Raw genomic sequence first — 26458 nt, 5'->3', positions numbered from 1 at the left:
CGTCATTTGCGGCGAATACCAATCGGCTGCCCAATCTGGGGCGCGGGTGGCAAAGACGCGTGATCCGACACCATCCGTGCCAACCGAGTGACCGCCCAATCCGGATAGGGTTCAGAGCGACCTGTTCTGTGGCTGACATTCATGAACAGCACTTCTTGCGTGGCGCATACAGTCTGGTCGGGGGCCGAGATCATTTGACCGAAATAGTGCCCCCGTTTGTGATCTGCATCCAACAATCGAAACTGGAAATAGATCGTCATGTCGTCGGTCACTTCGCGCAGAAACTGCATGTGGGATTGCAGGACGTACGGCCCCTGCCCCAACGCCTGAACCTGAGGCTCGCCAAGACCAAGATGATCGACAAGCAACCGTTCAAAAGCCAAATCGAACGCGACGCCATAATACCCCACATTCATATGCCCGTTGTAGTCGATCCAATCTGGATGCAGCGCAAACTCGTGAATTTCAACAGGCGCATCGTACGGACCATCATGGCCACCTAAGGGCTGGGTTTCCTGTGGCATGGCAACAGTCCTCACTCGTCCGGATCTTCAAAGATCGCAACGGCGCGGATGAACCCGGCCGACGCACCTTTGATCTTGAAGGGAAAACAGGAAATCTCAAACCCTGCCGGCGGAAGCGTTTCCAGATTAGTCAGCTTTTCCATGTGGCAATACCCGATCTCCATCGAGGCACGGTGCCCTTCCCAGATGATCGAGGGGTCTTTGGTTTCCGCATATTCCTGCGCGGTCAGCGGAAAGGGCGCATCCCAACTCCAGGCATCTGTTCCGGTCACCCGGACCCCGCGCTCGGTCAGGTACAAAGTCGCCTCACGGCCCATACCGCACCCCTTCATCAGATAGTCGGGTTGGCCGTACTGCGTCCCTGCTGACGTGTTGACCACCACGATATCCAATGGGTTCAGCCTATGACCGATCCGCTTCAGCTCGGCTTCGACATCCGCTGCGGTGACCACATAGCCATCCTCGAAATGACGGAAATCCAGTTTAACACCGGGGTTCATGCACCATTCCAAAGGAACCTCATCAATGGTGATTGCCCGCTCGCCTTTGCTCATTGTGGAATGGTGGTGATAGGGCGCGTCCAGATGGGTGCCGTTGTGGGTCGCGATTTGCAAACGTTCCAACGCCCAGCCCTCGCCACCCGGTAGGTCTTCTTTGGCAAGACCGGGAAAAAAGGACATGACCTGCTCGGCAGTTTGGTCATGTGTCAGGTATTCGATCTCGGGCAGCATGATCGGCGGGTCCGATACAATGCCGGTTTCCAGCGGGACGGACAGGTCCACAAAACGCCGCGCCATAGCATTCTCCGTTTTTGATCGTTGGCACAGGGTTGGCCGCGCGTAAGCTGCTGTCAAGACGCGAAAAAGGCGGTCCATTAAGACCGCCTATTCGAAAGAGTGACTGGCGCAGAGGTTATTCCGCTGCGATGGCGTCTTCGATCTTTTCGACCTTTATCGCCGAGAACTTGAACTCGGGGATCTTGCCATAGGGGTCGATGGCCGAATTGGTCAGCATGTTCGCAGCCGCCTCGACATAGGCAAACGGGATGAACACCATGTCTTCGGCGATCGCCCGGTCGGCACGCACCATGATCTCGATGGAACCGCGACGGGTCGTCAGACGGATCATCTCGCCCGGTTCGATCCCCATCAGCTTGAGCGTGCGCGGATTCATCGAACAGTTCGCTTCCGGCTCTACGGCATCCAGAACAGTGGCGCGGCGGGTCATTGAACCCGTGTGCCAATGCTCCAACTGGCGACCCGTTGTGGCGATCATCGGATACTCTTCATCCGGGGCCTCATCCGGTGGGATGATGCTGGCCGGAGTAAACTTTGCCTTGCCGTCGGCGCGCGGGAAGCCGTCGCCGAACACGATGGACTGGCCTGGGTCGGTCTCGCTGAGCGACGGGTAAGTGATCGTCTCGGTTTCCAGACGTTCCCACGTGATGTTGTCCAACGACTCCATGGTCAGCTTCATCTCGGCAAAGACCTGAGACACATCGGTGTACTCCCAGTTCAGACCGATGCGCTGCGCCAACTCAACCGTGATCGCCCAATCCTCGCGCGCCTCACCCGGAGGTGCCACGGCCGGACGCACACGCTGTACCTGACGGTTGGTGTTCGATACCGTCCCGTTCTTTTCATACAGCGCCGAGGCCGGCAGGATAATGTCGGCATAGTTCGCCGTTTCAGTCAGGAAAATGTCCTGCACGATCATCAGATCCAGCTTGGCCAAAGCATCACGGGCGTGGTTTACATCCGGGTCGGACATGGCCGGGTTTTCGCCCAGAATGTACATGCCCTTGATGTTGCGCGCATAGATTTGATCAATGATCTCGGTAACGGTCAGGCCCTTCTCGTTCGAGAAATCGTCCGAACCCCAGACATCGGTAAACTGAGCCCGGATGTTGTCATCCGTGACGGTCTTGTAGTCCGGCAGGAACATCGGGATCAGACCCGCATCCGAGGCACCTTGAACGTTGTTCTGGCCACGCAGCGGGTGCAGACCCGCGCCGGGCTTGCCCACGTTGCCGGTCATAAGCGCCAGGCTGATCAGGCAGCGCGAGTTGTCGGTGCCGTGGATATGCTGGCTGACACCCATGCCCCAGAAGATCAGACCGGCCTTAGCCTGCGCAAAGGTGCGGGCCACGCGGCGCAACTGATCTGGTTCGATGCCACAGATCGGTGCCATCGCCTCGGGCGTGAACTGGCGCAGGTGTTCTTTTTCGGCCTCCCAGTTCTCGGTCCAGCGGTGAATGTACTGGCTGTCGTAGAGTTCCTCTTCAACAATCACGTTCATGATCGCATTCAGCATCGAGACATCAGCACCCGGGCGGAATTGCAGCATTTCGTCTGCGAATTTGCGCATCCCGACGCCGCGCGGATCCATCACAATCAGTTTGCCGCCGCGTTTGGTGAATTGCTTGAAGTAGGTCGCTGCAACGGGGTGGTTTTCAATCGGGTTGGCCCCGATGATGATTGCCACATCCGCGTTTTCGATCTCGTTGAAGGTCGCTGTCACAGCGCCCGATCCCACGTTCTCGATCAAAGCTGCGACAGACGACGCGTGGCACAAACGGGTGCAGTGGTCGACGTTGTTGTGTTTGAAGCCCTGACGGATGAACTTCTGGAACAGGTAGGCTTCTTCGTTGGTACACTTGGCCGAGCCAAAACCTGCAACGCTGCGCGGATCTTCCTCGCGCAGAGCCATCAGCTTGGTCGCAGCCAGATCCATCGCCTCTTCCCACGTTGCTTCGCGGAAATGAGTCGACAGGTCCGAAGGATCGACGTTCAGACCCTTTTCAGGGGCATCTTCGCGCCGGATCAACGGCTTGGTCAGGCGGTGCGGGTGGTGGATGTAGTCAAAGCCAAAGCGGCCTTTGACACACAGACGGCCTTCGTTAGCGGGGCCGTTAATGCCCTCGACATATTTCACCTTGCCGTCTTTGACCTTCAGCGAGACTTTACAGCCCACACCGCAGAACGGGCAGACGCTTTCGGTCTCGGAATCGTAGTCCTTGCTGTCGCCCAATTGCTGATCATCCAGCACGGTGGCGGGCATCAGCGCACCGGTCGGGCATGCCTGAACACATTCACCACAGGCCACGCAAGTTGATGCGCCCATTGGGTCGTTCTGGTCGAACACCACCTGCGCAGTGTGGCCGCGACCAGCCATGCCGATCACGTCATTCACCTGCACGTCACGGCAAGCGCGAACGCAGAGGTTGCAGTTGATGCAGGCGTCCAGATTGACACGCATCGCAACGTGGCTGTCATCCAGCAGAGGGATTTTCTCGGCCTCTTTCGCGGGAAATCGGCTGTCGCTGACATCGTTCAGCTTGGCCATGTCCCAGAAATGGCTTGAGGCATCATGCGGTTGCTCAGGCTGGTCGGCCACCAGCAGTTCCATGACCATGGCCCGCGATTTCTCGGCGCGGTCGGTGTCGGTTTTGACGACCATCCCTTCGGCCGCCGGACGAATGCACGAGGCGACCAGTGTACGCTCGCCTTCGACTTCGACCATGCACGCGCGGCAGTTGCCGTCTGGTTTGTAGCAAGGTGCCGGTTTGTGGCACAGGTGGGGGATCACCAGTCCACGGCCATTGGCCGCTTCCCAGATCGTGGTGCCCTCGGGCACAGTGACGTCATCGCCGTTCAGGTTGAAGGTGACGGTCTTGGTTGGGCTTGCGTCAAGCATGGCTCTGTCTCCCTCAGATTTCGTTAGCGAAATGTTTCATGACCAGGCGGATCGGGTTCGGGGCCGCCTGCCCCAGACCGCAGATCGAGGCATCACCCATGACCTGGCAAAGATCTTCCAACAGTTCGGTGTCCCATTTGTCGGCCTGCATCAGCTTAACCGCCTTTTCGCAACCCGCGCGGCAGGGCGTACACTGACCGCAGCTTTCATCTTCGAAGAACCGCAGCATGTTCAGCGCAGCGTCGCGAGCGGTGTCCTGATCTGACAGAACCACAACTGCAGCGGAGCCGATGAAGGTGCCCAGTGGTTGCAAAGTGTCAAAGTCGAGCGGGACGTCGTCGATGCTGGAGGGGAGAAGACCTGACGACGGCCCGCCCGGTTGATACGCCTTGAACACATGGCCTTCGGCCATGCCGCCGGCGGCATCAATCACATCAAGTATGGTCGACCCTGCGGGCAGCAGGTACACACCGGGCTTTGCCACCCGGCCCGAGACCGAATAGCTGCGCAGGCCAGTGCGGCCATTCTTTTCGGTGCTGTTCAGGCATTCCGGCCCTTCACGGCACACTTTGGTGACCCAATACAGTGTTTCGACATTGTGCACCAAGGTCGGGCGGTTAAAGACACCAACTTGCGCCACGAACGGAGGACGGTGACGCGGCAGGCCCTTCTTGCCTTCAATCGACTCGATCATCGCGGATTCCTCACCGCAGATGTAAGCACCAGCACCCCGGCGCAGGTCGATGTAACCTTTGTCGACAATACCCGCCTGTTCCAAGGCAGCAATTTCACGGCGCAGAATCTCCAGCACTGCCGGGTATTCATCGCGCATGTAGATAAAGCAGGTCTCAGCCTCGACCGCCCAGGCGGCGATCAACATGCCCTCAAGGAAGACATGCGGCGTGCGTTCCAGATAGTAGCGGTCTTTGAACGTGCCCGGCTCGCCCTCATCTCCGTTTACGGCCAGATAGCGTGGACCTTCGTTCATGCGAACAAAGCCCCATTTCTTACCCGACGGGAAACCGGCGCCACCCAGACCACGTAGGCCCGAGGACAGCACGTCTTCTTGCACCTTTTCCCAATCACCGCCGTCGCGCAGCTCTTTGAGCTTGGCGTAACCGCCATTGGCTTCATAGGCGGCGAAGCCTTCATAATCGGGCAGATGCGCGTGGGTGTCGCCCGCAGCAATCGCGGCCTGCACCTTTTCGGGTGTTGCGTGGTCAATGTGGTTGTGACCAATCTCAAGCACCGGAGCAGTGTCGCAGCGGCCCATACACGGCGCACGAACAACGCGGACCTCAGCCGGATCCAAGCCGTCTTCCAGAGCTTTCTGCAGCTGCTGGGCACCAGCCATTTCACAAGACAGGGAATCACAGACCCGGATCGTCAGCGCGGGCGGAGGCGTCTCGTCCTCTTTTACCACATCGAAATGGGCATAGAAGGTGGCGGTCTCATAGATCTCAGCCTGTCCGACACGCATCTCAACAGCCAGCGCAGCGATGTGGTCGGCGCTGATACGGCCGTGTGCGTCCTGAATCAAATGCAGAAATTCGATCAACAGGTCACGGCGGCGCGGGCGGTCACCCAACAGGCGATGAATTTCAGCCTGCGCCTCATCCGTGAATTGACGGCCTTTGGGCGTGTGCCGCCCCTTGCCTTTACCTGACTTCCAGACGCCCTTGGGTGCGCCTGATGGCTTGGTATCTAATGGTGCCATGATGCCCTCCGATTGAGGCTCCGTGTCTCATCAGAATAGCATATCGTCAAATCTCTTGTCGCTATCGCACGATAACGACAGCTTATCACCGCAAAGACGTCACCACAGCACGCAAAGCCTGAACCGTCGGCAGTTCCGGATCACGGTTGAGGGTCGCCAGACAAATCGGTTTGCTGACAATGGGATCGACCAAGGGCAGCACCTTGGTCCCCCTCAAATCGCCCAGCGCGCGCACCAGAACGCGGGGGACAACGGTGGCCGCCAGCCCCTCACGCGCCATCACCATCGAGGCCGTGAATCCGCTGGTTTCGGCCACAACATCTGGATGAAGGCCCTGTTCGGCGAATATCCGGTCCAGAATTCTCCGGTTCTGCATCTGCGGTTCCAGCAGGCTGAGCGGAAATTCTGCCACCCGCGCCCAAGGGATCGGGCCGGTCTCGTCGGTCATATGTGACGGAATCAGCAAAACATAGGTTTCTTCGTACAGAGGCTGCACCTGCCGCAGATCTGTGCCGATGCTGTCGCCGTAAGTAATGCCCGCGTCCAAGCTGCCCTCATCCAGCCGATGCTGAATCGCGGTCGCTGACATGGTTTCGATCCGCGTGATGATACGCGGATGCGCATCGCGTAGCCGTTTGATCAGGCGACCGGTGAAGGCGATCGCGGTGGGGATCACGCCAAGGATCAGCGTTCCGGTGATCTCACCTTTGGCGGCCAGCACCTGCTGTTCCAGCGCTTTGGTATCGTCGAGAATACGCCGCGCCCGCTGGACGATCATCTCGCCCTCTTCGGTCAGACCCTGAAACCGGTTGGCCCGGCGCACGATGGAGACGCCCAGACGGTCTTCGAGATTGCGAATGCGCATCGAAAAGGCAGGCTGCGAAATCCCGCATTCCTCGGCTGCCTTGGCAAAGTGGCGATGCCGCGCCAAGGCGCTGAGGAGTTGGAGGTCGCGGATTTCGATCATTTAGGATATTCTCGAATGGCATGCTAAGAAGTTACTCTAGCGAGGTTTTCAATGCGTAGAAACGCGTGATCTGACCAGAATCTCTGCCCAATACGAGTACGCAAGCAAAATACGAGCAGGCAAACTCCCCGAGATGGTATCTGAATGTCAGAGAAGCGGACATAGCAGCAGCCGCAACTTGAAAGAACACGTAGTACAATGACTGAGCTTAAACGGAGGGTCTTTAGAGATGGCGAAATACTCACGCACTTTCATATTGGTCTTTTTTGCCTTGGTCACCGTAATGCCAGCTAACGCGCAAAGCGAGGAAAAAGAGCCGGCAACAAACCCCGTTTTTCTTCCAGATTGCCCGCCACAACTTGCAAGTCGCGGTGACACGCAACCTTATTCAACAAAACCCTTCAATTGTCATTGCTCTGCTGAAGCCAGAAGACTTAGAGGTGGCTATGCGTACGGCAGTGGTCCATACGACGGGATAAGCAATATCTGCATGGCCGCGCTTCATGCCGGAGCAACAGGAAAACAGGGAGGTGACGTTCGTGTCATCCCTGGACCTGTTCAGGAGAGCTTTGTGGGCACCCTTGCGAACGGAGTTTTTAGTTCAGACTGGGACCATCCAAGCCAGTTCGGCAGTTTCGACGTCGAGCGATTTGTGGGCCACTAGTCACAAGTGCTCGATGGAGACCTTGCACTACAAAAACAATTTCTATGGAATTAGCCAATTCCCGGATTGGGCTCAAAGCGGTCATGGCTCGGGTGCTCGCGCAATGACATCCCAGAATTGAAGCAGAGAAGGTGCCACGGCTTAAGTGTTAAACAAAAAATGCATCACATCGCCGTCCTTGACGATGTAGCCCTTGCCCTCGGCCCGCATCTTGCCCGCTTCTTTGGCACCTTGCTCACCATTGGCGGCGATGTAGTCGTCATAGGCGATGGTCTCCGCGCGGATGAAGCCCTTTTCGAAATCACCATGGATGACACCAGCCGCTTGTGGCGCGGCGGTGCCGGTGCGGATGGTCCAAGCGCGGGCCTCTTTCGGGCCGACGGTGAAATAGGTTTCCAGCTTCAACAGGTCGTAGCCCGCGCGGATCAGGCGGTCGAGGCCGGGTTCTTCCAGACCCATTTCCTCAAGGAACATCTGGGCTTCGTCCTCTTCCAGCAGGCTGATCTCTTCTTCGATCTTGGCGCTGATGATGACGTGAGAATTGCCCTGCGCGGCGGCCATCTCGGCCACTTTCGCTGAATACTCGTTGCCCTCAGCCGCCTCTTCCTCGGATACATTGCAGACATAAAGCACCGGTTTGGTGGTCAGCAGTTGCAGCATCTTCCATGCCTTGGCGTCTTCGTCGCTCACTTCGACCAATCGCGCAGGCTTGCCGTTTTCCAGCATAGCTTGCGCCTCGGCCAACAGACGATCCTGCTGCTGCGCTTCTTTGTCATTGCCCTTCAGCTTGCGCACCAGATTGGCGCGGCGCTTTTCGATGCTTTCCAGATCGGCCAGCATCAGCTCTGTCTCGATGGTGTCGGCATCGGCCACCGGATCGACACGGCCATCCACATGGGTCACGTCGCCGTCTTCGAAACAGCGCAGCACATGTGCAATGGCGTCGGTTTCACGAATGTTGGCCAGAAACTGGTTACCCAGACCCTCACCCTTTGAGGCACCTTTGACCAGGCCGGCAATATCCACGAACGTCATCCGCGTTGGAATAATCTGTTTCGACGCAGCAATCGCGGCCAGCTTGTCCAGACGGTCATCCGGCACGGCCACGTCGCCCACGTTTGGCTCGATGGTGCAAAACGGGAAGTTCGCCGCCTGCGCGGCTGCGGTTTTGGTCAACGCGTTGAACAGGGTCGATTTGCCCACATTCGGCAGACCCACGATTCCCATTTTAAAGCCCATCACGGCCTCCTGCATAGAATACGAACGCAGCTTCTATGCAGGTCAGCCTCAATGCGCAAGCCATTGCTGGACTTGCCACGGCTGAGTCCAAATCGTCACATCACAAAAACGTTCCAAAAACGTGTTCTTGGCTGAATTGAAAAAATGCCTCTACGATAACCAACTAGCATTGAACGACGAGAATTCACTGGCAAAATAAAATGAAACAGCTTTTACTTGCGACCGCGTTGACAGTTTCCACATATGCGACAGCCCAAGCCCAACAAGTCATATTTGGCGCTGGATATGCAGACTTCTCTGACAATGCATCCGAGGACCAAGCGCTTTTCTCCCTTGAATACCACCATAAGCCGTTTCACGAGGCGACCCGGTTCAGCGTGGGTTGGGGAACGGCATTGTCTCTACATGAGAATGGCGATTTTCACATCGGCCTGGGGGTGGTCGGACTGTATGCGCTGAACGAACGCTGGTTTGTGGAAGGCAGCGTCATGCCAGGGTATTTTAACCCAAGTATTGATCTGAACGACTTGGGGGGTGACTTTCAGATCCGCAGTCTCCTTGGCCTGGGCTATGCACTGGACAACGGAAACAGTGTGTCGTTCGCGATCACACATAAATCCAACGCCAGCACAAACGACGATAACCCTGGCGTAAACGCGGTGCTGCTGCGCTATCATCTTGGCTTCTGATCTATTCCTGCCCTGGCGGGATTGATTTTCGGGCAAACTTTCTGCACACGGGTCCAAACCCGAGTGCAAGGACATCCGATGACCCGTATCGACGCAAAGTTTGCCGCCCTGAAAGCCGAAGGAAAGAAGGCTTTTGTTGCCTATGTCATGGCCGGAGACCCCGACTATGATACCTCACTTGAAGTGGTTAAGGGTCTGCCGGGCGCTGGTGTAGACGTCATCGAACTGGGCCTGCCATTTACCGACCCGATGGCCGATGGGCCGACAATTCAGGCAGCGGGTCAACGCGCTTTGGATGGCGGCATGACGTTGCAACGCACATTGGATCTGGCCCGCACATTCCGGGAAACGGACGATACGACTCCGATTGTCCTGATGGGGTATTACAACCCAATTTACAGCCGGGGTGTAGACGCATTTCTGGCCGATGCAAAAGAAGCCGGGATTGACGGTTTGATCGTTGTGGACCTGCCGCCGGAAGAAGACGAAGAACTGTGCCTGCCCGCTCAGGCGGCGGGGTTGAACTTCATCCGTCTGGCAACCCCGACCACTGACGACAAGCGCCTGCCGCGCGTTCTGCAGAACACATCCGGTTTCGTTTATTACGTCTCGATCACCGGGATCACCGGCGCGGCCGAAGCTCAGGCAACGGATGTTGGCCCCGAAGTCGCTCGCATCAAAGCCGCGACAGATTTGCCGGTGATCGTGGGTTTTGGCATCAACACGCCCGAGAAGTCCCGCAATATCGCATCCGTGTCCGACGGTGCCGTCGTCGGATCGGCGATCGTGAGCCAGATCGGCGCAGGCAAACCGGTAGCCGAAGTACTGGATTTTGTTAAATCTCTGTCAGATGGGGCGCACAGCGTCTGACCTAGAGAGCGCATTTCAATATCTAACAAACCGCCGCAGAATGCCCTGCGGCGGTTTTTTTGACGGCCGGTCACGTGGTCAATCCATTGCAGGCCTTGGAAGGGATTGGTAAGGAAAATTAACCAGAAAACCCAGAGGTCCTCAGCCATGCCCGTAATTACCAATATCGAAGACCTCAGGCGCATATATGAACGTCGTGTACCACGGATGTTCTATGACTACGCCGAAAGCGGCAGTTGGACGGAACAGACGTTTCGCGAAAACAGCAGCGATTTTGAAGAAATCCGTCTGCGCCAACGGGTAGCGGTTGATATGTCCGGGCGTTCGACATCATCACAGATGATTGGCGAGGATGTTTCGATGCCTGTTGCACTGGCACCGGTCGGTCTGACGGGGATGCAGCACGCGGATGGAGAAATGAAAGCGGCCAAAGCGGCCGAGGAGTTTGGCGTACCTTTCACCCTGTCCACCATGTCGATCAACTCGATCGAGGACGTGGCAGAACACACCAACAAGCCATTCTGGTTCCAGCTTTATACGATGAAGGACACGGATTACGTCAGCCGACTGATCCAGCGCGCCAAAGACGCCAAATGTTCAGCGCTGGTAATCACTTTGGATCTGCAAATTCTTGGTCAACGCCACAAGGACCTGAAAAATGGCCTTTCTGCCCCTCCGAAACTGACGGCAAAAACCATCGCCAACCTGATGACCAAATGGACTTGGGGTGTCCAAATGCTGCGCGCGCAAAGACGCGAATTCGGCAACATCGTAGGGCATGTAGAAGGCATCTCAGACGCTTCGTCGTTAGGTGCCTGGACCGCCGAGCAGTTCGATCCCAGCCTGGATTGGGCCAAAGTCGAAAAACTGATGGAACAATGGGGCGGCAAGGTCATCCTGAAAGGGATACTGGATGCCGAAGACGCCAAGATTGCTGCCAAGCTGGGCGCAGACGCCATTGTTGTGTCCAACCACGGGGGGCGTCAACTGGACGGTGCCCTGAGTTCGATCCGCGTGCTCCCCGAGATCATGGATGCTGTCGGTGGAGATATCGAGGTGCATTTGGACAGCGGCATCAGATCCGGGCAGGACGTTTTAAAGGCATTGGCCTTGGGGGCGAAAGGCACCTACATTGGGCGCGCTTTTGTTTACGGTCTGGGCGCCATGGGGCAAAAGGGCGTGACCGCGGCGCTGGAAGTAATCCAAAAAGAACTGGACACCACAATGGCACTTTGCGGTGAGCGTAAAGTGACCGATCTTGGCCGCCATAACCTTCTTGTGCCCGAAGATTTTGGCGGTCGCTGGCAAGACTGAACCAGTTGTTAAAGGGAGGCTCTGCCCCCGGTCGCCCGATGGGCGCCTCCCCCGCGATATTTATAGCCAGATGAAGCAAGGATCCTTTATTCATCTGGCCGAAAATACCTCGGAGCGCGAGGCAGAGCCTCGCAAAAAGGAAAACGGCTAAAAACCTCTTTTCAAACCCAATGAATCAAGCTAAGGACGCGGCTTCACGCGGGCATACAGCCTTGGAGGATGCCCGCCCTAACATTGGAGAATTATCATGGCTGGAGAGATTCCTGATCTCGTAGCTCTGGAACGGACGGGGACAGGCAAGGGCGCCGCTCGTCAGGCACGCCGCGACGGCATGGTTCCGGGCATTGTTTTTGGTGGCGATAAAGAGCCGCTGCCGATTCAGATCCCGTTCAACGAGTTGTTCAAGCGCCTGAAAGCAGGCCGCTTCAAGTCGACTCTGTGGAACCTGAAAGTTGACGGCCACGAAGATGTCCGCGTCATCTGCCGCGATGTCCAGCGTGACATCGTCAAAGACTTGCCGACCCACCTGGACCTGATGCGTCTGCGCCGGACCACCAAAATCGCGCTGTTTATCCCCGTTGAGTTCATCAACGAAGACGAAGCGCCCGGCATCAAGAAGGGCGGCGTTCTGACTGTTGTCCGTCCGGAAGTCGAACTGGTCTGCACCGCGGGTGATATCCCTGAGAAGATCACCGTGGATGTGACCGGTCTGAACATCAACGACGTTGTCACTATTTCGTCGGTCGACCTGCCCGCAGGCACCAAACCGACCATCGACCGTGACTTCGTGATTGCCAACATTTCGGCACCAACAGGTCTGTCCACAAGCGACGACGAAGAAGGTGAAGAAGTGGCAGCTGACGAGGTTGAAGTCGTCGGTCAGGACGCTGCTGAAGAGTAAGCTCGAACTTCAAGAGTTCGGATTTGGAAACGGGGCCCCTGTCGGGCCCCGTTTTCTTTTGCCGCTCGGGCTGGAAACAGGTGGCATTCCGTGCCATCAACCACCTGCATCGCACAAGGATGAGACTATGAAACTGTTTGTCGGATTGGGGAACCCGGGGTCGAAATACGCCCGCAACCGGCACAATATTGGCTTCATGGCCGTGGAACGGATCGCCGAGGATCACGGCTTTGGCCCATGGAAATCCAAATTTCAGGCCGAAATCACCGAGGGGCGTTTGGGTGATGAAAAAGTTCTGCTGATCAAACCACAGACCTTCATGAACCGGTCGGGACAGTCGGTGGGAGAAGCGATGCGGTTCTACAAACTGGATTCAACCGATGTGACCATCTTTCACGACGAGCTGGACCTCGCCCCCGGCAAAGTCCGCGTGAAAGCGGGTGGAGGGCATGCCGGGCATAATGGCCTGCGCTCGATCCATGATCATATCAGCCCGGCTTATGACCGCGTACGGTTGGGGATCGGGCATCCGGGGCGGAAAGAGATGGTCTCGCCCTATGTTCTGGGCGATTTTTCCAAGGCAGATGCCGACTGGCTGGATGATGTTCTGCGCGGGGTTTCAGACGGCGCGGCATATTTGGCAAACGGAGATGGTGGCAAATTCATGAATGCGGTCGCGCTGCGCACTGCTCCACCGCGATCTTCGAAGACCCCTGCCCCGAAGACCCAGGCAAAGCCTGATACACCAACAGAACCAGTGGTTGATGACCGCTCTGCCATGCAGAAGCTGTTGGACAAATTCAAATAGCAGGTCCAAAACCTTCCGTTACGTAGCCATTGCAGAATGAATGCGGCCGCGATCCAATACCGTGGACCAAGGGAGGCTAAGGGATGAGAACCTTCTTGAAATGGGTGCTGCGCATCGGTGTAGCGCTGACTTTGGCAGCCGTTGCCGTAGGGTTGTGGAAACGTGAAGAGCTGCAGCGCCTGATGGCTGTGAACTCGCTGTTTTCCGAAGAAAAGATCGTTCACAATTTTTCGCATATGGACACGGCTTTTTTGACTGTTGATCTGCCCCGTGGCAACGCCCCGACATGGGAGCTGCCTTATGGCGACGGGTTTGATTTGCCGGACGGCACCGACGCCTGGATCGATGAACGCTCTGTCACCTCGTTGCTGGTGATGCAGGACGGCGATATCCGGTTCGAGGAATACTATCTGGGCACCGGACCGGATGACCGTAGAATCTCGTGGTCGGTGGCAAAAAGCTATTTGTCAGCTCTGTTTGGGATTTTGTTGGATGAGGGCGCAATCGAGTCGCTGGATGACCCGGTGATAAAATACGCGCCAAAGCTCAAGGGCAGCGCGTATGAAGGCGCGACAATCCGCAATGTGTTGAACATGGCCAGCGGGGTCACCTTTGACGAGGATTATCTGGACCCGAATTCCGACATCAACAGGATGGGGCGCGTGATCGCCTTAGGTGGTGAGCTGGACGATTTCGCGGCATCCTTGCAAGACAGCTTCGCGACGCCGGGCGAAACCTGGCAATACGTCTCGATCGATACACACGTCCTGGGCATGGTGATACGCGGCGCGACCGGGCAGAGCGTTGCAGATCTGCTGACTGAAAAAATCATTCAACCCTTGGGCCTGGAACGCGACGGATACTACGTTACCGACGGTACCGGTGTTGCTTTTGTTTTGGGCGGCCTGAACTTCACCACGCGCGATTTTGCTAGGTTTGGTCAGATGATACTGCAAGACGGCGAAGTGAAAGGGCAGCAACTGGTCCCCGCCGAATGGATATTTGAGGCCACGCAACCCAGCGCCCCGACGGCACAAGGCAAGGTCGGGTATGGCTATCAGTGGTGGATACCCCGAGGTGCGCATGAGGGTGAGTTTCTGGCCCGTGGCGTTTACGGTCAGTACATTTATTTCAATCAGCCCCGCGGTGTTCTTATCGTCTCGACCGGTGCAGATCGCCTGTTCCGTGAACCCGGCGTGAATGATCAGAACATCGAAATGTTCCGCAAGATCGCAGAAAGCCTGTAAGGTAGCCTTATGCAAAAGCAAGACAGTATCAATGTGCTGGGTGGTGTCCTCGCCCCCTGCTCAAGAGATCCCCTAACCGGCTTTTTCCGGGACGGCGCTTGTAACACCTGCCCCGAAGATCAGGGCAGCCACACCGTTTGTGCGGTGATGACAGCCGAGTTTCTGGCCTTTTCGAAATATGTCGGAAATGATCTGAGCACTGCACGGCCCGAATTCGACTTTCCCGGTCTCAAGCCCGGTGACAGCTGGTGCCTTTGCGCCAGTCGCTTTCTACAAGCCCATGACGAAGGATGTGCGCCTCAGGTCCATCTTGAGGCCACGCATCAACGCGCGTTAGAGATCGTGCCCCTTGAAGTTTTGCGACAGCACAAAGCGGAAAAGTGAAAGCCTCAGAAGAGCCATGTCTGATCCACTCAGAATGGTTCAGAAGGACATTTGCCAGAGCAGGTTAACGCTGTAGTTCTCGAACCCGCTTTCACCAATGCCGTCATAAAACACGTTAGCCGCAAGCAAACTGTTATTCTCTAGTCGGTAGTCAAAGCCCAAATCCGCACGGGCACGGGCCGTATCGCCAATCGGTGTCACGCCGGGGACAGTGCCGGTGCCCGAGGTTGTACTCCAGATCCCTGACAATCCACCGGTTAGCTCCATGGCACCACGCGACACCTGGATAGGGTGACTGAAATCCATACCCAACCGCGCCGTAGTGAGGCTGAAGTCCTGCTGTGGAATGAGGTTCCCCAAACTGTCAGTGTACGCCTTCTGATCATCGCTGGCATAGCTGACATCCAGCAATGGCATCAAAGTCAGGGCTCCTCGCTTGATTTCGCCAGTGACGCGCGATTGCACCAACCAGCGATCGCTGTCGAAACTATCAGTATAGGTCCCAAGTGGAGAGATGTCGTTGTCAGCCTGTCCATACAGAGCGCGCCCTTCAAAAAACACCGGCTGGCTGGGCAACTTGGCGACCACGTAAGGGCCAATCAGCCACCCCGTGCCGTCAACGCTGGCCGGACCGTTTTCTGTTTCGGCATAGTCGAGTTGCAGCATAGCCCCGATCAGAAGGTTCGAATTGACCTGACGATGCGCGCCCAGAACGGCCAACGCATAAGAGCTGTCGAAATTGTCCTGTGAACTCCAGTTGCCGGTCAGATTGAACCAGACCGGGTTGGATGGATCTGAGGCAAAATTCAGATATCCCGAACCTTGCGTCACCGACGTGTCCAACACGCCAGAACCCGACCGCTGCAAGAACCGGGTCAATCCCGGCTGGTTGGTCGCAAGGCTAGTGGCCCGCGCGTTCTGAAACGCCTGTATCAGCCGCTGCGTATTTGTAACCGCCTGTACCGTCGTCACAGTGTTGGAGGCCAGGTTCAAATTCCCTGCCGCGTCGGTGAATACACCCGCTGGAACGAACAGTTCGATGGTGCCGTTGTTTTGCGGTGTCAGCGTTGCAACATAGTTGGTCCCTGACCCTGTCAGGGTGGCCGTTGCGTTTGTCACCGACAGGTCACCCACAGTGAAATCGGTGCTGGGTTCGCTGAGTGTGATCGTCGCTTGAAACGTGCCGCTTCCTGTAGCCGTCAATGCTCCGATTGTGGCCGTTGGCTGGGTTGTATCCACCAGTGTTCGCGTGTTGATTGGAACCGTGTTCGTTACACCGGACAGCGCGAATTCATATCGATAGAGCGGCCCACCTGCGGTTTCCTGTGCTGTAAATACAAACCCCATGTATCCATCAGCAGCATAAGTCGAATCTGCCCCGTCCTGACTGATAATAGTCGGATTGATCCAACCAAGCCCTGTCAACGCGGCAGGGGTGATTGCTGGCAAAACCGTGGAAACAGATCCCAAGCTGTAAAAGGTGCCCCCCGGGACAGATCCCCCCGCAGATACGAAGGCCGAGCCCAACGCCGGATTGTTGGAAATCACCACATTGCCGCCGCTGGGCGTCGGGTTGTTCTGCACTATGAAATTGGTGCCAAGCGCTGCACCCTGTTTTGTGCCCCCAAGCAATAGCGCTGCAATGAGCAGCACGAGGCTAGACAACCTCAACATAGCTGACCTTACCATTTTACCTCCTACAGCACTGCGCGGGTGCCAAACAAAAAAGGGGCTTGAGTCAAAACAGCAACCCAAGCGTGTCATCTCTTGCGCCAACAAGTAGAGACATCCCCGATAAACCGGCTCCCAAAACCAGTTTACAAAACGTTAAATCAATTCTGAGAAGTTGTATAGAATGTGGGATTGCACGACAAAGCGCCGACAACTACGCAATTGTTAATCGTTTTTTGTAAGCTGTTTAGGTCGCACCAATGAACCAGAGGTTTTTGAAGGTGTTATGCAAGAAAACGGCCCGCAACGGCAGATGGAAAACCAGCGGTGTTTTGGGAGTTGAAGCTGAGAAAAGTTAGCAAAATTGCAACAGTTCATGCGATCAAATCAGGCTATCCTCAATCAAGAAACACCGTCTTTCCTACTCGACCAGACACCTAGTCCGCTCTCGATTCCTTAGGTTTGGTGACTCTACTTATAGGCGAGTCCAACAAAGCGTAAGCGTGGATAGAAAAAACCGGGGCAAAGGGCCCCGGTTTTGATTTAACCGACTGTGCGACCTTCGGTGTCAGACATGTCGAAATTCAGATAATTCGCCACGGTCTGAACGTCCTTGTCACCCCGACCGCACATGTTCATGCAGATCAGGTGATCCTTGGGTAGATCCGGCGCGATTTTCATCACATGAGCCAACGCGTGGCTGGGTTCCAGCGCTGGGATGATGCCCTCGGTCGCGCAGCACAGCTGGAACGCCTCAAGCGCCTCTTTATCGGTGATCGACACATAATTCGCGCGGCCAATGTCGTTCAGCCAGGAGTGTTCTGGCCCGATGCCCGGATAGTCCAGGCCAGCCGAGATCGAATAGCCCTCAAGAATCTGACCGTCGTCATCCTGCAACAAATATGTGCGGTTGCCGTGCAGCACGCCCGGACGGCCCCCGGTCAGTGAGGCGCAATGCTCCATCTTCTCATTCACGCCTTTGCCACCGGCCTCGACGCCGATGATGTTGACGTCTTTGTCGTCGAGGAAGGGGTAGAACAGGCCCATTGCATTCGACCCACCACCGATGGCAGCGATGATCGTATCGGGCAGACGGCCTTCGGCCTTCATCATCTGCTCTTTCGCTTCCTTGCCGATGATCGACTGGAAGTCACGCACCATCGCCGGATAGGGATGCGGACCGGCCACGGTGCCGATGCAGTAGAACGTGTCGCGCACATTGGTCACCCAATCGCGCAGCGCGTCGTTCATCGCGTCTTTCAGCGTCCCACGGCCAGACGTGACCGGGATCACTTCGGCACCCAACAGGCGCATGCGGAATACGTTCGGGGCCTGACGCTGAACGTCATGCGCACCCATGTAGACGATGCATTTCAGGCCGAACTTGGCGCAGACGGTGGCGGTGGCCACGCCATGCTGCCCTGCCCCGGTCTCGGCAATGATCCGGGTCTTGCCCATACGCCGCGCCAGAATGATCTGGCCCAGCACGTTGTTGATCTTGTGCGCGCCGGTATGGTTCAACTCATCACGCTTCAGGTAAATCTTTGCGCCGCCCAGATGCTCGGTCAGGCGTTCGGCGAAATACAGCGGTGAGGGGCGGCCCACATAGTTGGCCCACAGATCGTCCATCTCGGCCCAGAAGGTCGGATCATCCTTGGCCTTGTTGTATTCCTCTTCCAGCGACAGGATCAGGGGCATCAGCGTTTCACTGACGAACCGTCCGCCGAAGATACCGAAACGCCCCTGTTCATCGGGGCCGGACATGAAAGAGTTGAAAAGATCGTTGGCCATGGGTGTCTCCACTCGTCGTACCCGTTGTTCATAGGAGGTGGCGGCGGGATTTGCCATGGGCAAAACGCATCATTCCGCAACCTGCGTGTTTTGGCGCCAGACTTGAATTGCCTGATCCGAGGTTGGGACACCAATGCAGCTAAAATGGTAAAACCGGTTCAAATCCGCCAATCGATCAGCCGCCATCATGACGCGACGATGTGGGCCGGATTGCGCGAAGGTCAACATCGCCTCTATATCGTGCCAAACGCTAAGTGAGAAATAGAGACCGTCCTGCCGAAAAACTGCCGCATGAAGGCACAAGGGATCACCTTTTGCTTGATGATATGCCTGCCGCGCGCGCCAGAAAAACTCGGGCGCGTTGTACCAGTGTTTTAACGAGATTCCGCCGATTGCTGCTAACATTTTCCATCCCTCCGTATCGGGGGATACGCAGCGAATTCGAAATCAGATCACACCAGAGCAGCAGCAAACGCGCGGATCAGCGTGGCATCCTTTTGGCCCGGCGCGCTTTCGACACCGGAAGAAACATCAACCTGCCGCGCGCCGGTCATCCTGGCGGCTTCAGCAACGTTTTGCGGAGTCAGGCCGCCAGCCAGCATCCATGGGCGTCGCCAGTATTTCCGACCCGCCAGCAAACGCCAATCGAACGCTAACCCATTTCCACCGGGCAATTCCGAATCCCTCGGCGGCTTTGCATCAATAAGCAATTGGTCTGCCACCTCGGAGTACAGATCTATTGCAGTCAGATCCTCGGCTTCGGCCACACCGATTGCCTTCATCACCGGCAATCCGAAACGGTCACGAACCTCAGTCACCCTATGGGGTGATTCCTTGCCGTGCAATTGAAGCATGTCCAGCGGAACTGCGGACACGATACTGTCCAGTTCTTCGTCAGTCGCATTTACGACCAATGCCACCTTCGCCACGCCCGGCGGTACCAATTGCGTCAATGCCGCAGCTTGCGCGGTCTCCAGATGGCGCGGCGACTTTGGAAAGAAAACAAAACCCACATACCCTGCTCCGCCGTCAACAGCCGCGCGCACGTGGTCAGGTGCGGTCAGGCCGCAGATTTTGAACCTAACATCTGACATGGGGTGGGCTCAACTTGCCTCATCCAGAAGGGCCAGAACATCATCTTTGCCCTCGTTTTGCTTGTTCTTGAGCTTCTTGACCTCTCGCTCAAGCTTGCGCACTTCGCTTTTCTTCACCGTTGCGTCACGGCGATGCTTATGTTCACGCATCCATTCCCAAATGAATCCGATGATCAGACCGGCCACAACACCGCCCAGAACCACAAGGAACAAGGGAAGCGAAGCGGTCAGGTTGAACCCCAGCAACTCAGCCAGCGGGTCCGGCATCAGTTTAAGTTCAACCGACTCAACATTAGCCAAGGACACCGAAATCAGGATGATCCCAAGAGTCCCAAGAAAAGCGTATCGAATGTAGCGCATCATAGGGTCAGGCTTTACCGTTCAATCGGTCCCTTAGCAACTTGCCAGTTTTGAAAAACGGTACACATTTTTCCTCGACCTGAACCGTCTCACCCGTGCGAGGGTTCCGGCCCACACGTGCATCGCGCTTTTTGACCGAAAACGCGCCGAAACCACGCAGTTCGACACGGTCGCCTCGTGACATGGCATCGGTGACTTCTTCGAACACGGTATTCACGATCCGCTCAACATCACGCTGATAGAGATGCGGGTTTTCGTCAGCGATTTTCTGAATCAATTCTGAACGGATCATGCGTGATACCCTCCCAGGCAGCCGGTGTGTCAGGTCTACTGATTTGACAGTATAGGAAAAAATCCGGTTTGGGGGAACGCATACTCTGCGCGCTGAGGCTTTATTTTGCCATATTCTCACACGAATTTTTGCCGGACAGCGGATTTTGCACACTTAAAGCGCGAACAATACCGCGAATAAGCAAGCCATTTGGAACATATTGATTCGCAACAAAAACGGCCCCGCGCTGATGCGCGAGGCCGAAATTCTTTCTTGGGATGCGCCCGGGGCTTAGTCGCCCGACTTCAGCGCTGCACCCAGGATATCGCCCAGCGACGCGCCCGAGTCGGAAGAACCGTACTGTTCCACGGCCTCTTTCTCTTCGGCGATCTCGCGTGCCTTGATCGACAGGCCCAGACGGCGGGTCTTGCTGTCGACGTTGGTGACGCGGACGTCGACCTTGTCACCGACCGAGAAACGCTCGGGGCGCTGTTCGGAACGGTCACGCGACAGGTCCGAACGACGGATGAACGACTTCATGCCTTCGTATTCGACCTCGATACCGCCATCTTCGATAGCGGTCACTTCAACGGTGATGACCGAGCCACGCTTCACGCCGCCCACGGCTTCGGCGAACTTGTCACCGCCCAGGGCTTTGATCGACAGCGAGATACGCTCTTTTTCAACGTCAACTTCCGAGACAACGGCCGAAACCATGTCGCCTTTGCGGTAGTTCTGGATCGCATCCTCGCCACGCTCGTCCCAGGACAGGTCGGACAGGTGAACCATGCCGTCGATGTCGCCTTCGAGGCCAATGAACAGACCGAATTCGGTGATGTTCTTGACTTCGCCTTCGACCTCGGTGCCCTCGGGGTGTGTTTCTGCAAACACTTCCCATGGGTTGCGCTGAGTCTGCTTCAGGCCCAGAGACACGCGACGCTTGGCGCCGTCGATTTCCAGAACCATAACGTCGACTTCCTGGCTGGTCGAAACGATCTTGCCGGGGTGGACGTTTTTCTTGGTCCAGGACATCTCGGACACGTGCACCAGACCTTCGACACCGGCTTCCAGCTCGACGAACGCGCCGTAGTCAGTGATGTTGGTGACGCGACCCTGATGGACCGAGCCCAGCGGGTATTTCGCAGCAACCAGATCCCACGGATCTTCTTGCAGCTGCTTCATGCCCAGGCTGATGCGGTGGGTTTCTTTGTTGATCTTGATGACCTGAACCTTGATGGTTTCGCCGATCGTCAGGATCTCGGACGGGTGGTTCACACGACGCCATGCCATGTCGGTGACGTGCAGCAGGCCGTCGACGCCGCCCAGGTCAACGAATGCACCGTATTCGGTGATGTTCTTGACAACACCCTCGACGGTCTGACCTTCGGACAGGTTGCCGATAACTTCGGCACGCTGTTCGGCACGCGATTCTTCCAGGATTGCGCGGCGAGACACAACGATGTTGCCACGACGGCGGTCCATTTTCAGGATCTGGAACGGCTGCTTCAGACCCATCAGCGGGCCAGCGTCGCGCACGGGGCGGACGTCAACCTGCGAGCCGGGCAGGAACGCAACTGCGCCACCCAGATCGACGGTGAAGCCACCTTTGACGCGACCAAAGATAGCACCTTCGACACGCTGGTCGTCGGCATATGCTTTTTCCAGACGGTCCCATGCCTCTTCACGGCGGGCCATCTCGCGCGAGATAACGGCTTCGCCGCGGGCGTTTTCTGCGGCGCGCAGGTAGACTTCTACCTCGTCACCAACAGCGATTTCAGGGGCTTCGCCGGGATTTGCGAATTCTTTCAGATCAACGCGGCCTTCCATTTTGTAGCCTACGTCGATGATGGCTTGGCCGGCTTCGATCGCCAGAACCTTGCCTTTGACAACAGAACCCTCTTCGGGCGTGTCCATTTCGAAGCTTTCGTTAAGGAGGGCTTCGAATTCCTCCATGGATGCGTTAGCCATGTGGCGTTGTTTTCCTTTACAGTACGTTTTTGCTGGCCGAGCGGTTGTCTCCGCCGGTCTTGTTTCATGATGCCGTCTGGCGTGACCCGGTGCGCCCCTAAGCAAACAAACACAAAGGGCCGAGGTAACCCGGCCCTGCTCAGAAACGTCATCCGGACGTTGACCGCCCTTGTATCGACAGCGCGCGTATAGGCGGATTCCCTGATATGTGCAAGGGCAAAGCCCATGTTTTCAAGGTTCGGCAGGTCATTGCTGCTGCAATTCGCCTATCTGTTCGCGCCCCACACTTGAGCGTCGCGTTGCAACATGGCCCGTTCTACCGTCTCCAGACGACCAATTGCAACCAACGGATCGTGACCACCCCCGGCCTTGTTCCAGATCTTCAAAGCCGAGCTTGGGCTCCAAGGCAGGCAGGCTTGCGCCAACCATTGCCGCAACTCCTGAGGTAGCGCGTCATAAGCCTGCATCGGTGGGATGTTCCGCCTGCGGCGCTTGAGGGTACTGCGCAGGTTGCGATTGGATTCGCCCATTGGGAAAGCCCGTTGCTGGGTTCTGCTCAAGTTCATGCTCTTTGCGGTCCAATTTTTGTGATGATATTACATCTCAAAAAACCAAGTGCAAGATGACCAGAGCCATAAGGAACCCACCTAATGCCGGCTCACTCACATTCCGTTGATAACGCTGCGGGTTTGTTGAATCACCGCTTGCAACAAGGCACCAGTGGGGCTGCTCAGAGACACACCGGAGATGTCAGATCATGGAAGAGTTCAACCTCATCGTCGCCCAACAGCCTCAGTGGATTCAGATTTGGTTAAACGTCCTGAGCTTTGGGGCCTTCCTCCTCCCGATCTCTCTTGTGATCTGGAAACAAACGCGCCTGACAGCAATCATCACCGTCGTTGGCAGTGTGCTCGCTGCGGTCGGGGTTTTGCTGATCTTCAACCAGCTTGGCTATGTCCGGTTAATGGGGCTGGGCCATGTCGTGTTCTGGACGCCAGTTGCCTGGTATCTGTGGAGGCAACAGGCACGTGAAGACATGCCCGTTATCCCCGGATGGATCATCCGCGCGGTCTTATTGACCATCGCGATTTCATTGGGCTTCGACTATGTGGACGTGATCCGGTATCTGATGGGAGATCGAACGCCGGTTCCAGTACCGGCGTAAGGCGCACCCCCATCAAGACATCTGCACAATCGGCAGCCGTTCTTTAGAACAGCTGCAAGTCCTTGGCACCGCTTTGGATTTCGGCAAAATTGGGCATGTTCTGGATCCTGACCGGAGCCGGAGCAGTGCCCGGCATCGCGACAGTTGGCTGCGCAACCTTTGCTTTGCCAAAGGCCGGACGCTCTAGCTCGCCACGGATATCGCGCAGCAGCGTTTTGTGATCGGGCATTGTTCTGATGATCTGCGCAAGATCCTCTTTCGCGCGCTGCATACCCTGATACCAGATCACCTTCTTCAATGGTCTCACCTGATCCCGGATACCCGGCCCATAGCCTGTGTCATAGACCTGTTTGCCCAACAGAACTGTCTGATACACGCGATGATCAAACAGCGTTGCGAACTCGACATCGTGATCCATTGGCAGGCGGTGCTGCCACAGCTCCAGGTTCTCGGCCAACCGGTCCGGCACCTTCATCTGTGTCCGCGCATCGATCCAATAGGGATCGTCCGTGCGATTGCCCAAGCGATAGTGCAGGCAGATAAACTCCAACACCTCGTTGTACATCTTGTCCATCTGCCGGTTGTATCTAGCTCGCAGCGATGGCTCGATGGCGCGTGTCGGCAAATGCTCGGCGAACCAGCGCACCGCATGATCAATCATGTGGATCGCGGTACTTTCCAGCGGTTCGATGAATCCGCCCGACAGACCAATGGCGACACAGTTTTTGACCCAGGCATTGCGCACGCGCCCGACGCGCATCGGAATAACGCGCGGTGTCAAACCCTTGCCGCTGTCCCCCAGCCATTCAAGATACTCATCTGCCGCCTGATCATCCGTGCGATGCGCCGATGAGAACACATATCCAGTGCCCACGCGGTTATAGAGCGGCACCCGCCACGTCCAGCCTGCGCCAAGTGCAGTGGATCGTGTCAGGCTCTCGATCTTCTTCGGATTGGGATGCTCGACTTGCAACGCCATGGCGCGGTCGTTGGGCAGGTAGTCAGAATAGTCCAGAAACGGCTCGCCCAGCGCCTTGTTGATGATCAACCCGCGGAAGCCGGTGCAATCAACAACCATCTCGATGTCATAGCGGCCCCTGCGTTCCAGCATCAAATGGCTGACGTTTCCCTGTTCATCCAGCTCAACCGATTGCACCTCATCCCGAATATGCTCCACACCGTTTTGGGTGCAGACCTTGGTCAGCATTCCAGCAAACTTCACTGCATCCAGGTGGTAAGCATAGCCAAAGCGCTGTTCGAATTCGGGTTGCCCCAGTTGCCGCGCACCTTTGCAAAGACGGCCCAGATCGTCATGAGGCGAGATAGACTGCGTAAAGTCCCGATCCCCGTTACCAAAGCGCAGGAAGTACTCGGCGGCATCCAAGCCTTCCAACATCTGCCCATGGGCAAAAGGGTTCACATAATCGATGCGTTTTCCCTTGCTGTCCTTGTTCCAGTTGCAAAACTTTACACCCAGCTTGAACGACGCGTTGGTCTCGCGGAAAAAATCTCGCTCGGAAATGCCTGCCTGGCGCAGCGTGACCGGCATGCGCGGCACCGTGGCCTCACCCACACCCACGGTCGAGATATTGGGACTTTCAATCAGACAGATACGCGGGCGATCCTTTTGCGAGGACGTCCTGGAAAACACCATGTCCAGGATCAACGCGGTCATCCACCCCGCCGTGCCGCCGCCCACGATGGTGATTTGGTTCAAACGATTATTCATATGGTTTTGTCCCTGTTGGCTTTGGGGATTTTACGGCTGCCTCCCTTTTTAGTCGGGTTATGTGGCAGCTCTCCCTTTTTGCTTGGGGGAAACTATAACAGCTTTCCTGCGTCCATCTAGGGCTTTAACCGCAATTTACGCACACATATGGGCTGGTCAGATTTCTTCGCCCTTTTTCAAAAGTTCTTCAATCAAAGCACGCTGAAGATCGGTGCTGTCACCCCCACCAAACTCTGCAGCCCCACCGGTGTACAACGTGCCATATGTCTTTGCGATATTCACAGTCTGGGCCAGCCCCGAAATTAACTGATCTTTTTCCAGCAACGACAGCGGGTGAATGAACGCAGCCCACAGGATACCATTGGCAATTGCGTAACGCGCATCCAGCGTACTGTCGAAATTGGCCTGCATCACGCGGATCAAATCCTCTTCCGAAAGGTCTGCGGCATTGCCGATGGCGATCATGGCGCGCATTCGATCCGCATTAACGTCGGTGATCACCAAAACCTGCTCGTCAGCCACGGTCATCTGGAAGCCAGGACCAAACGGCTCGGCCTTGGGATCCAACGCAAAGAGGATGTTACCCAGCCGCTCATATGTCATCGGCGGCTCAGCCTCCGGGACCTTCGGCTCAACTTCCTGAGCGGCAAGGCTTCCAGAGATGAAAATCAGAATGAGGGCTAAGCGAAACATGAGGTCACTCCTGCAGACACCCTTTGACCATACGAACCGCGATACGAACTGGCCAAACAAAGCTTAGTGATCTGGGGCACCATATCATTCAGCGGATTGTACGATCTGCAAAGATAAGTGTCTCTTCTGCGATTAAACGTTCAATCGCTTCGCCTTAACTGTGTGTCATCGGCCAGCACAGTGCCTGGCCCGAAACCGAAACCAAAAGGAAACTCACTATGAAATACATTGTTCTGACCGCCTTGACGACGGCTATTGCCCTGTCCACTCCGGCCTTTGCGGCCGACGAGATCAACGTATCAAACGGCATTTCTGCCGCAGGGGCACCGCTGGCCGCACATGGGGTGGATCTGGTTGCGTTGGTGAACGACGGCAACCCGGTCGAAGGCTTTGCTACACACTCGGCAACATATGACGGCGCCTCCTACTACTTCACGACCGCTGCGAACCGCGAAACCTTTGAGGCAAACCCCGCTGCGTATTTGCCGCAGCATGGCGGGTTCTGTTCGTTCGGCGTGTCAGTCGGCAAGAAGTTCGACGGTGATCCCGATCAGTATCTGGTAGCCGACGGCAAACTGTACTTGTTCCTGAACGCTGAAACCCGTGCAGCCTTTCTTAAGGACGTTGTCGGCACCGCAAAAACAGCTGACGATCAGTGGGCAAACATTAAAAGCGTCGCCGTCGGCGAGCTTTAAA

26 protein-coding genes are annotated in these 26458 nt (G+C 56.4%); 10 read left to right on the top strand and 16 right to left on the bottom strand.

What is annotated here, in order from left to right; translation table 11 throughout:
• Nucleotides 1–2 precede the first annotated feature (2 nt).
• The 5 genes from ACXADZ_RS04425 to ACXADZ_RS04405 form a co-directional block, all read right to left on the bottom strand.
• The gene (locus ACXADZ_RS04425) at nt 3–524 is read right to left on the bottom strand and encodes a thioesterase family protein (protein WP_475192953.1); all 522 of its coding nucleotides are present in this window, start codon (nt 522–524) and stop codon (nt 3–5) included.
• 11 nt (nt 525–535) lie between these two features.
• Entirely contained in the window at nt 536–1321 is a 786-nt protein-coding gene (locus ACXADZ_RS04420; RefSeq protein ID WP_475192950.1) for a cyclase family protein, read from the bottom strand.
• Nucleotides 1322–1436: 115 nt separating this feature from the next.
• Nucleotides 1437–4220 (bottom strand): formate dehydrogenase subunit alpha, encoded by a 2784-nt coding sequence (gene fdhF / locus ACXADZ_RS04415; protein WP_475192948.1) that lies wholly within the window; start codon nt 4218–4220, stop codon nt 1437–1439.
• Between the two features lie 13 nt (nt 4221–4233).
• Nucleotides 4234–5937, bottom strand: a complete 1704-nt coding sequence (locus ACXADZ_RS04410) for an NAD(P)H-dependent oxidoreductase subunit E (RefSeq protein WP_475192945.1) — start codon at nt 5935–5937, stop codon at nt 4234–4236.
• Nucleotides 5938–6022: 85 nt separating this feature from the next.
• A complete protein-coding gene (locus ACXADZ_RS04405; RefSeq protein ID WP_475192943.1) occupies nt 6023–6904 on the bottom strand; it encodes a LysR family transcriptional regulator in 882 nt (293 codons plus the stop codon).
• A gap of 229 nt (nt 6905–7133) precedes the next feature.
• Here ACXADZ_RS04405 and ACXADZ_RS04400 point away from each other — a divergent pair, with 229 nt between their 5' ends.
• Nucleotides 7134–7568 (top strand): LCCL domain-containing protein, encoded by a 435-nt coding sequence (locus ACXADZ_RS04400; protein WP_475192940.1) that lies wholly within the window; start codon nt 7134–7136, stop codon nt 7566–7568.
• Between the two features lie 141 nt (nt 7569–7709).
• Here ACXADZ_RS04400 and ychF read toward each other — a convergent pair whose 3' ends face one another.
• Nucleotides 7710–8807: a redox-regulated ATPase YchF gene (gene ychF / locus ACXADZ_RS04395; protein WP_171094301.1), complete on the bottom strand. Its 1098-nt coding sequence runs from the start codon at nt 8805–8807 to the stop codon at nt 7710–7712.
• 200 nt (nt 8808–9007) lie between these two features.
• Between ychF and ACXADZ_RS04390 the strand changes: the two genes are divergently transcribed.
• The 7 genes from ACXADZ_RS04390 to ACXADZ_RS04360 all read left to right on the top strand — a co-directional run bounded on the left by ACXADZ_RS04390 (nt 9008) and on the right by ACXADZ_RS04360 (nt 15020).
• The gene (locus tag ACXADZ_RS04390; RefSeq protein WP_171186995.1) at nt 9008–9496 is read left to right on the top strand and encodes an acyloxyacyl hydrolase; all 489 of its coding nucleotides are present in this window, start codon (nt 9008–9010) and stop codon (nt 9494–9496) included.
• Nucleotides 9497–9574: 78 nt separating this feature from the next.
• Complete coding sequence (trpA, locus tag ACXADZ_RS04385) at nt 9575–10366, top strand: tryptophan synthase subunit alpha (protein ID WP_171094305.1); 792 nt, start codon at nt 9575–9577, stop codon at nt 10364–10366.
• Between the two features lie 147 nt (nt 10367–10513).
• Entirely contained in the window at nt 10514–11680 is a 1167-nt protein-coding gene (locus tag ACXADZ_RS04380) for an alpha-hydroxy acid oxidase (protein WP_475192934.1), read from the top strand.
• Between the two features lie 247 nt (nt 11681–11927).
• A complete protein-coding gene (locus ACXADZ_RS04375) occupies nt 11928–12581 on the top strand; it encodes a 50S ribosomal protein L25/general stress protein Ctc (protein ID WP_171178062.1) in 654 nt (217 codons plus the stop codon).
• Nucleotides 12582–12708: 127 nt separating this feature from the next.
• Nucleotides 12709–13389, top strand: coding sequence for an aminoacyl-tRNA hydrolase (gene pth / locus ACXADZ_RS04370; RefSeq protein ID WP_475192929.1), 681 nt, complete (start codon nt 12709–12711; stop codon nt 13387–13389).
• An 83-nt stretch (nt 13390–13472) separates the two neighbouring features.
• Nucleotides 13473–14636: a serine hydrolase domain-containing protein gene (locus ACXADZ_RS04365; RefSeq protein WP_475192927.1), complete on the top strand. Its 1164-nt coding sequence runs from the start codon at nt 13473–13475 to the stop codon at nt 14634–14636.
• Between the two features lie 9 nt (nt 14637–14645).
• On the top strand, nt 14646–15020 hold the full coding sequence (locus ACXADZ_RS04360; protein ID WP_171187008.1) for a DUF2237 family protein: 375 nt from the start codon (nt 14646–14648) through the stop codon (nt 15018–15020).
• Between the two features lie 39 nt (nt 15021–15059).
• Here the strand turns inward: ACXADZ_RS04360 and ACXADZ_RS04355 are convergent, their stop codons facing one another.
• The 8 genes from ACXADZ_RS04355 to ACXADZ_RS04320 all read right to left on the bottom strand — a co-directional run bounded on the left by ACXADZ_RS04355 (nt 15060) and on the right by ACXADZ_RS04320 (nt 22735).
• Nucleotides 15060–16709, bottom strand: coding sequence for an Ig-like domain-containing protein (locus ACXADZ_RS04355; protein ID WP_475192924.1), 1650 nt, complete (start codon nt 16707–16709; stop codon nt 15060–15062).
• A gap of 525 nt (nt 16710–17234) precedes the next feature.
• Nucleotides 17235–18482 (bottom strand): tryptophan synthase subunit beta, encoded by a 1248-nt coding sequence (gene trpB, locus ACXADZ_RS04350; RefSeq protein ID WP_475192920.1) that lies wholly within the window; start codon nt 18480–18482, stop codon nt 17235–17237.
• 69 nt (nt 18483–18551) lie between these two features.
• Complete coding sequence (locus ACXADZ_RS04345) at nt 18552–18887, bottom strand: DUF3291 domain-containing protein (protein WP_171094321.1); 336 nt, start codon at nt 18885–18887, stop codon at nt 18552–18554.
• Between the two features lie 47 nt (nt 18888–18934).
• Nucleotides 18935–19576 (bottom strand): phosphoribosylanthranilate isomerase, encoded by a 642-nt coding sequence (locus ACXADZ_RS04340; RefSeq protein WP_475192916.1) that lies wholly within the window; start codon nt 19574–19576, stop codon nt 18935–18937.
• A 9-nt stretch (nt 19577–19585) separates the two neighbouring features.
• Entirely contained in the window at nt 19586–19936 is a 351-nt protein-coding gene (locus ACXADZ_RS04335) for a lipopolysaccharide assembly protein LapA domain-containing protein (RefSeq protein ID WP_475192915.1), read from the bottom strand.
• Nucleotides 19937–19943: 7 nt separating this feature from the next.
• Nucleotides 19944–20228, bottom strand: coding sequence for an integration host factor subunit beta (gene ihfB, locus ACXADZ_RS04330; RefSeq protein WP_008758048.1), 285 nt, complete (start codon nt 20226–20228; stop codon nt 19944–19946).
• A gap of 270 nt (nt 20229–20498) precedes the next feature.
• Nucleotides 20499–22175 carry a 30S ribosomal protein S1 gene (gene rpsA, locus ACXADZ_RS04325; protein WP_171094327.1) on the bottom strand — a complete coding sequence of 559 codons (1677 nt, stop codon included), beginning with the start codon at nt 22173–22175 and terminating at the stop codon, nt 20499–20501.
• A gap of 266 nt (nt 22176–22441) precedes the next feature.
• A complete protein-coding gene (locus ACXADZ_RS04320; RefSeq protein WP_475192911.1) occupies nt 22442–22735 on the bottom strand; it encodes a DUF6525 family protein in 294 nt (97 codons plus the stop codon).
• A 197-nt stretch (nt 22736–22932) separates the two neighbouring features.
• Between ACXADZ_RS04320 and ACXADZ_RS04315 the strand changes: the two genes are divergently transcribed.
• Complete coding sequence (locus ACXADZ_RS04315) at nt 22933–23340, top strand: hypothetical protein (protein WP_475192908.1); 408 nt, start codon at nt 22933–22935, stop codon at nt 23338–23340.
• 43 nt (nt 23341–23383) lie between these two features.
• Here ACXADZ_RS04315 and ACXADZ_RS04310 read toward each other — a convergent pair whose 3' ends face one another.
• Both ACXADZ_RS04310 and ACXADZ_RS04305 read right to left on the bottom strand, forming a co-directional pair.
• Nucleotides 23384–25069: a tryptophan halogenase family protein gene (locus ACXADZ_RS04310; RefSeq protein ID WP_171187019.1), complete on the bottom strand. Its 1686-nt coding sequence runs from the start codon at nt 25067–25069 to the stop codon at nt 23384–23386.
• A gap of 156 nt (nt 25070–25225) precedes the next feature.
• On the bottom strand, nt 25226–25762 hold the full coding sequence (locus ACXADZ_RS04305) for a hypothetical protein (RefSeq protein ID WP_171669329.1): 537 nt from the start codon (nt 25760–25762) through the stop codon (nt 25226–25228).
• A 218-nt stretch (nt 25763–25980) separates the two neighbouring features.
• Here ACXADZ_RS04305 and ACXADZ_RS04300 point away from each other — a divergent pair, with 218 nt between their 5' ends.
• Nucleotides 25981–26457, top strand: coding sequence for a YHS domain-containing (seleno)protein (locus tag ACXADZ_RS04300; protein WP_475192902.1), 477 nt, complete (start codon nt 25981–25983; stop codon nt 26455–26457).
• The last annotated feature ends 1 nt before the right edge of the window (nt 26458 follow it).

It is taken from the genome of Ruegeria sp. ABM4_193, from assembly GCF_056158705.1.
The sequence above is the reverse complement of the archived record's forward strand: the minus strand, read 5'-3'. Positions and strand labels throughout refer to the sequence as shown.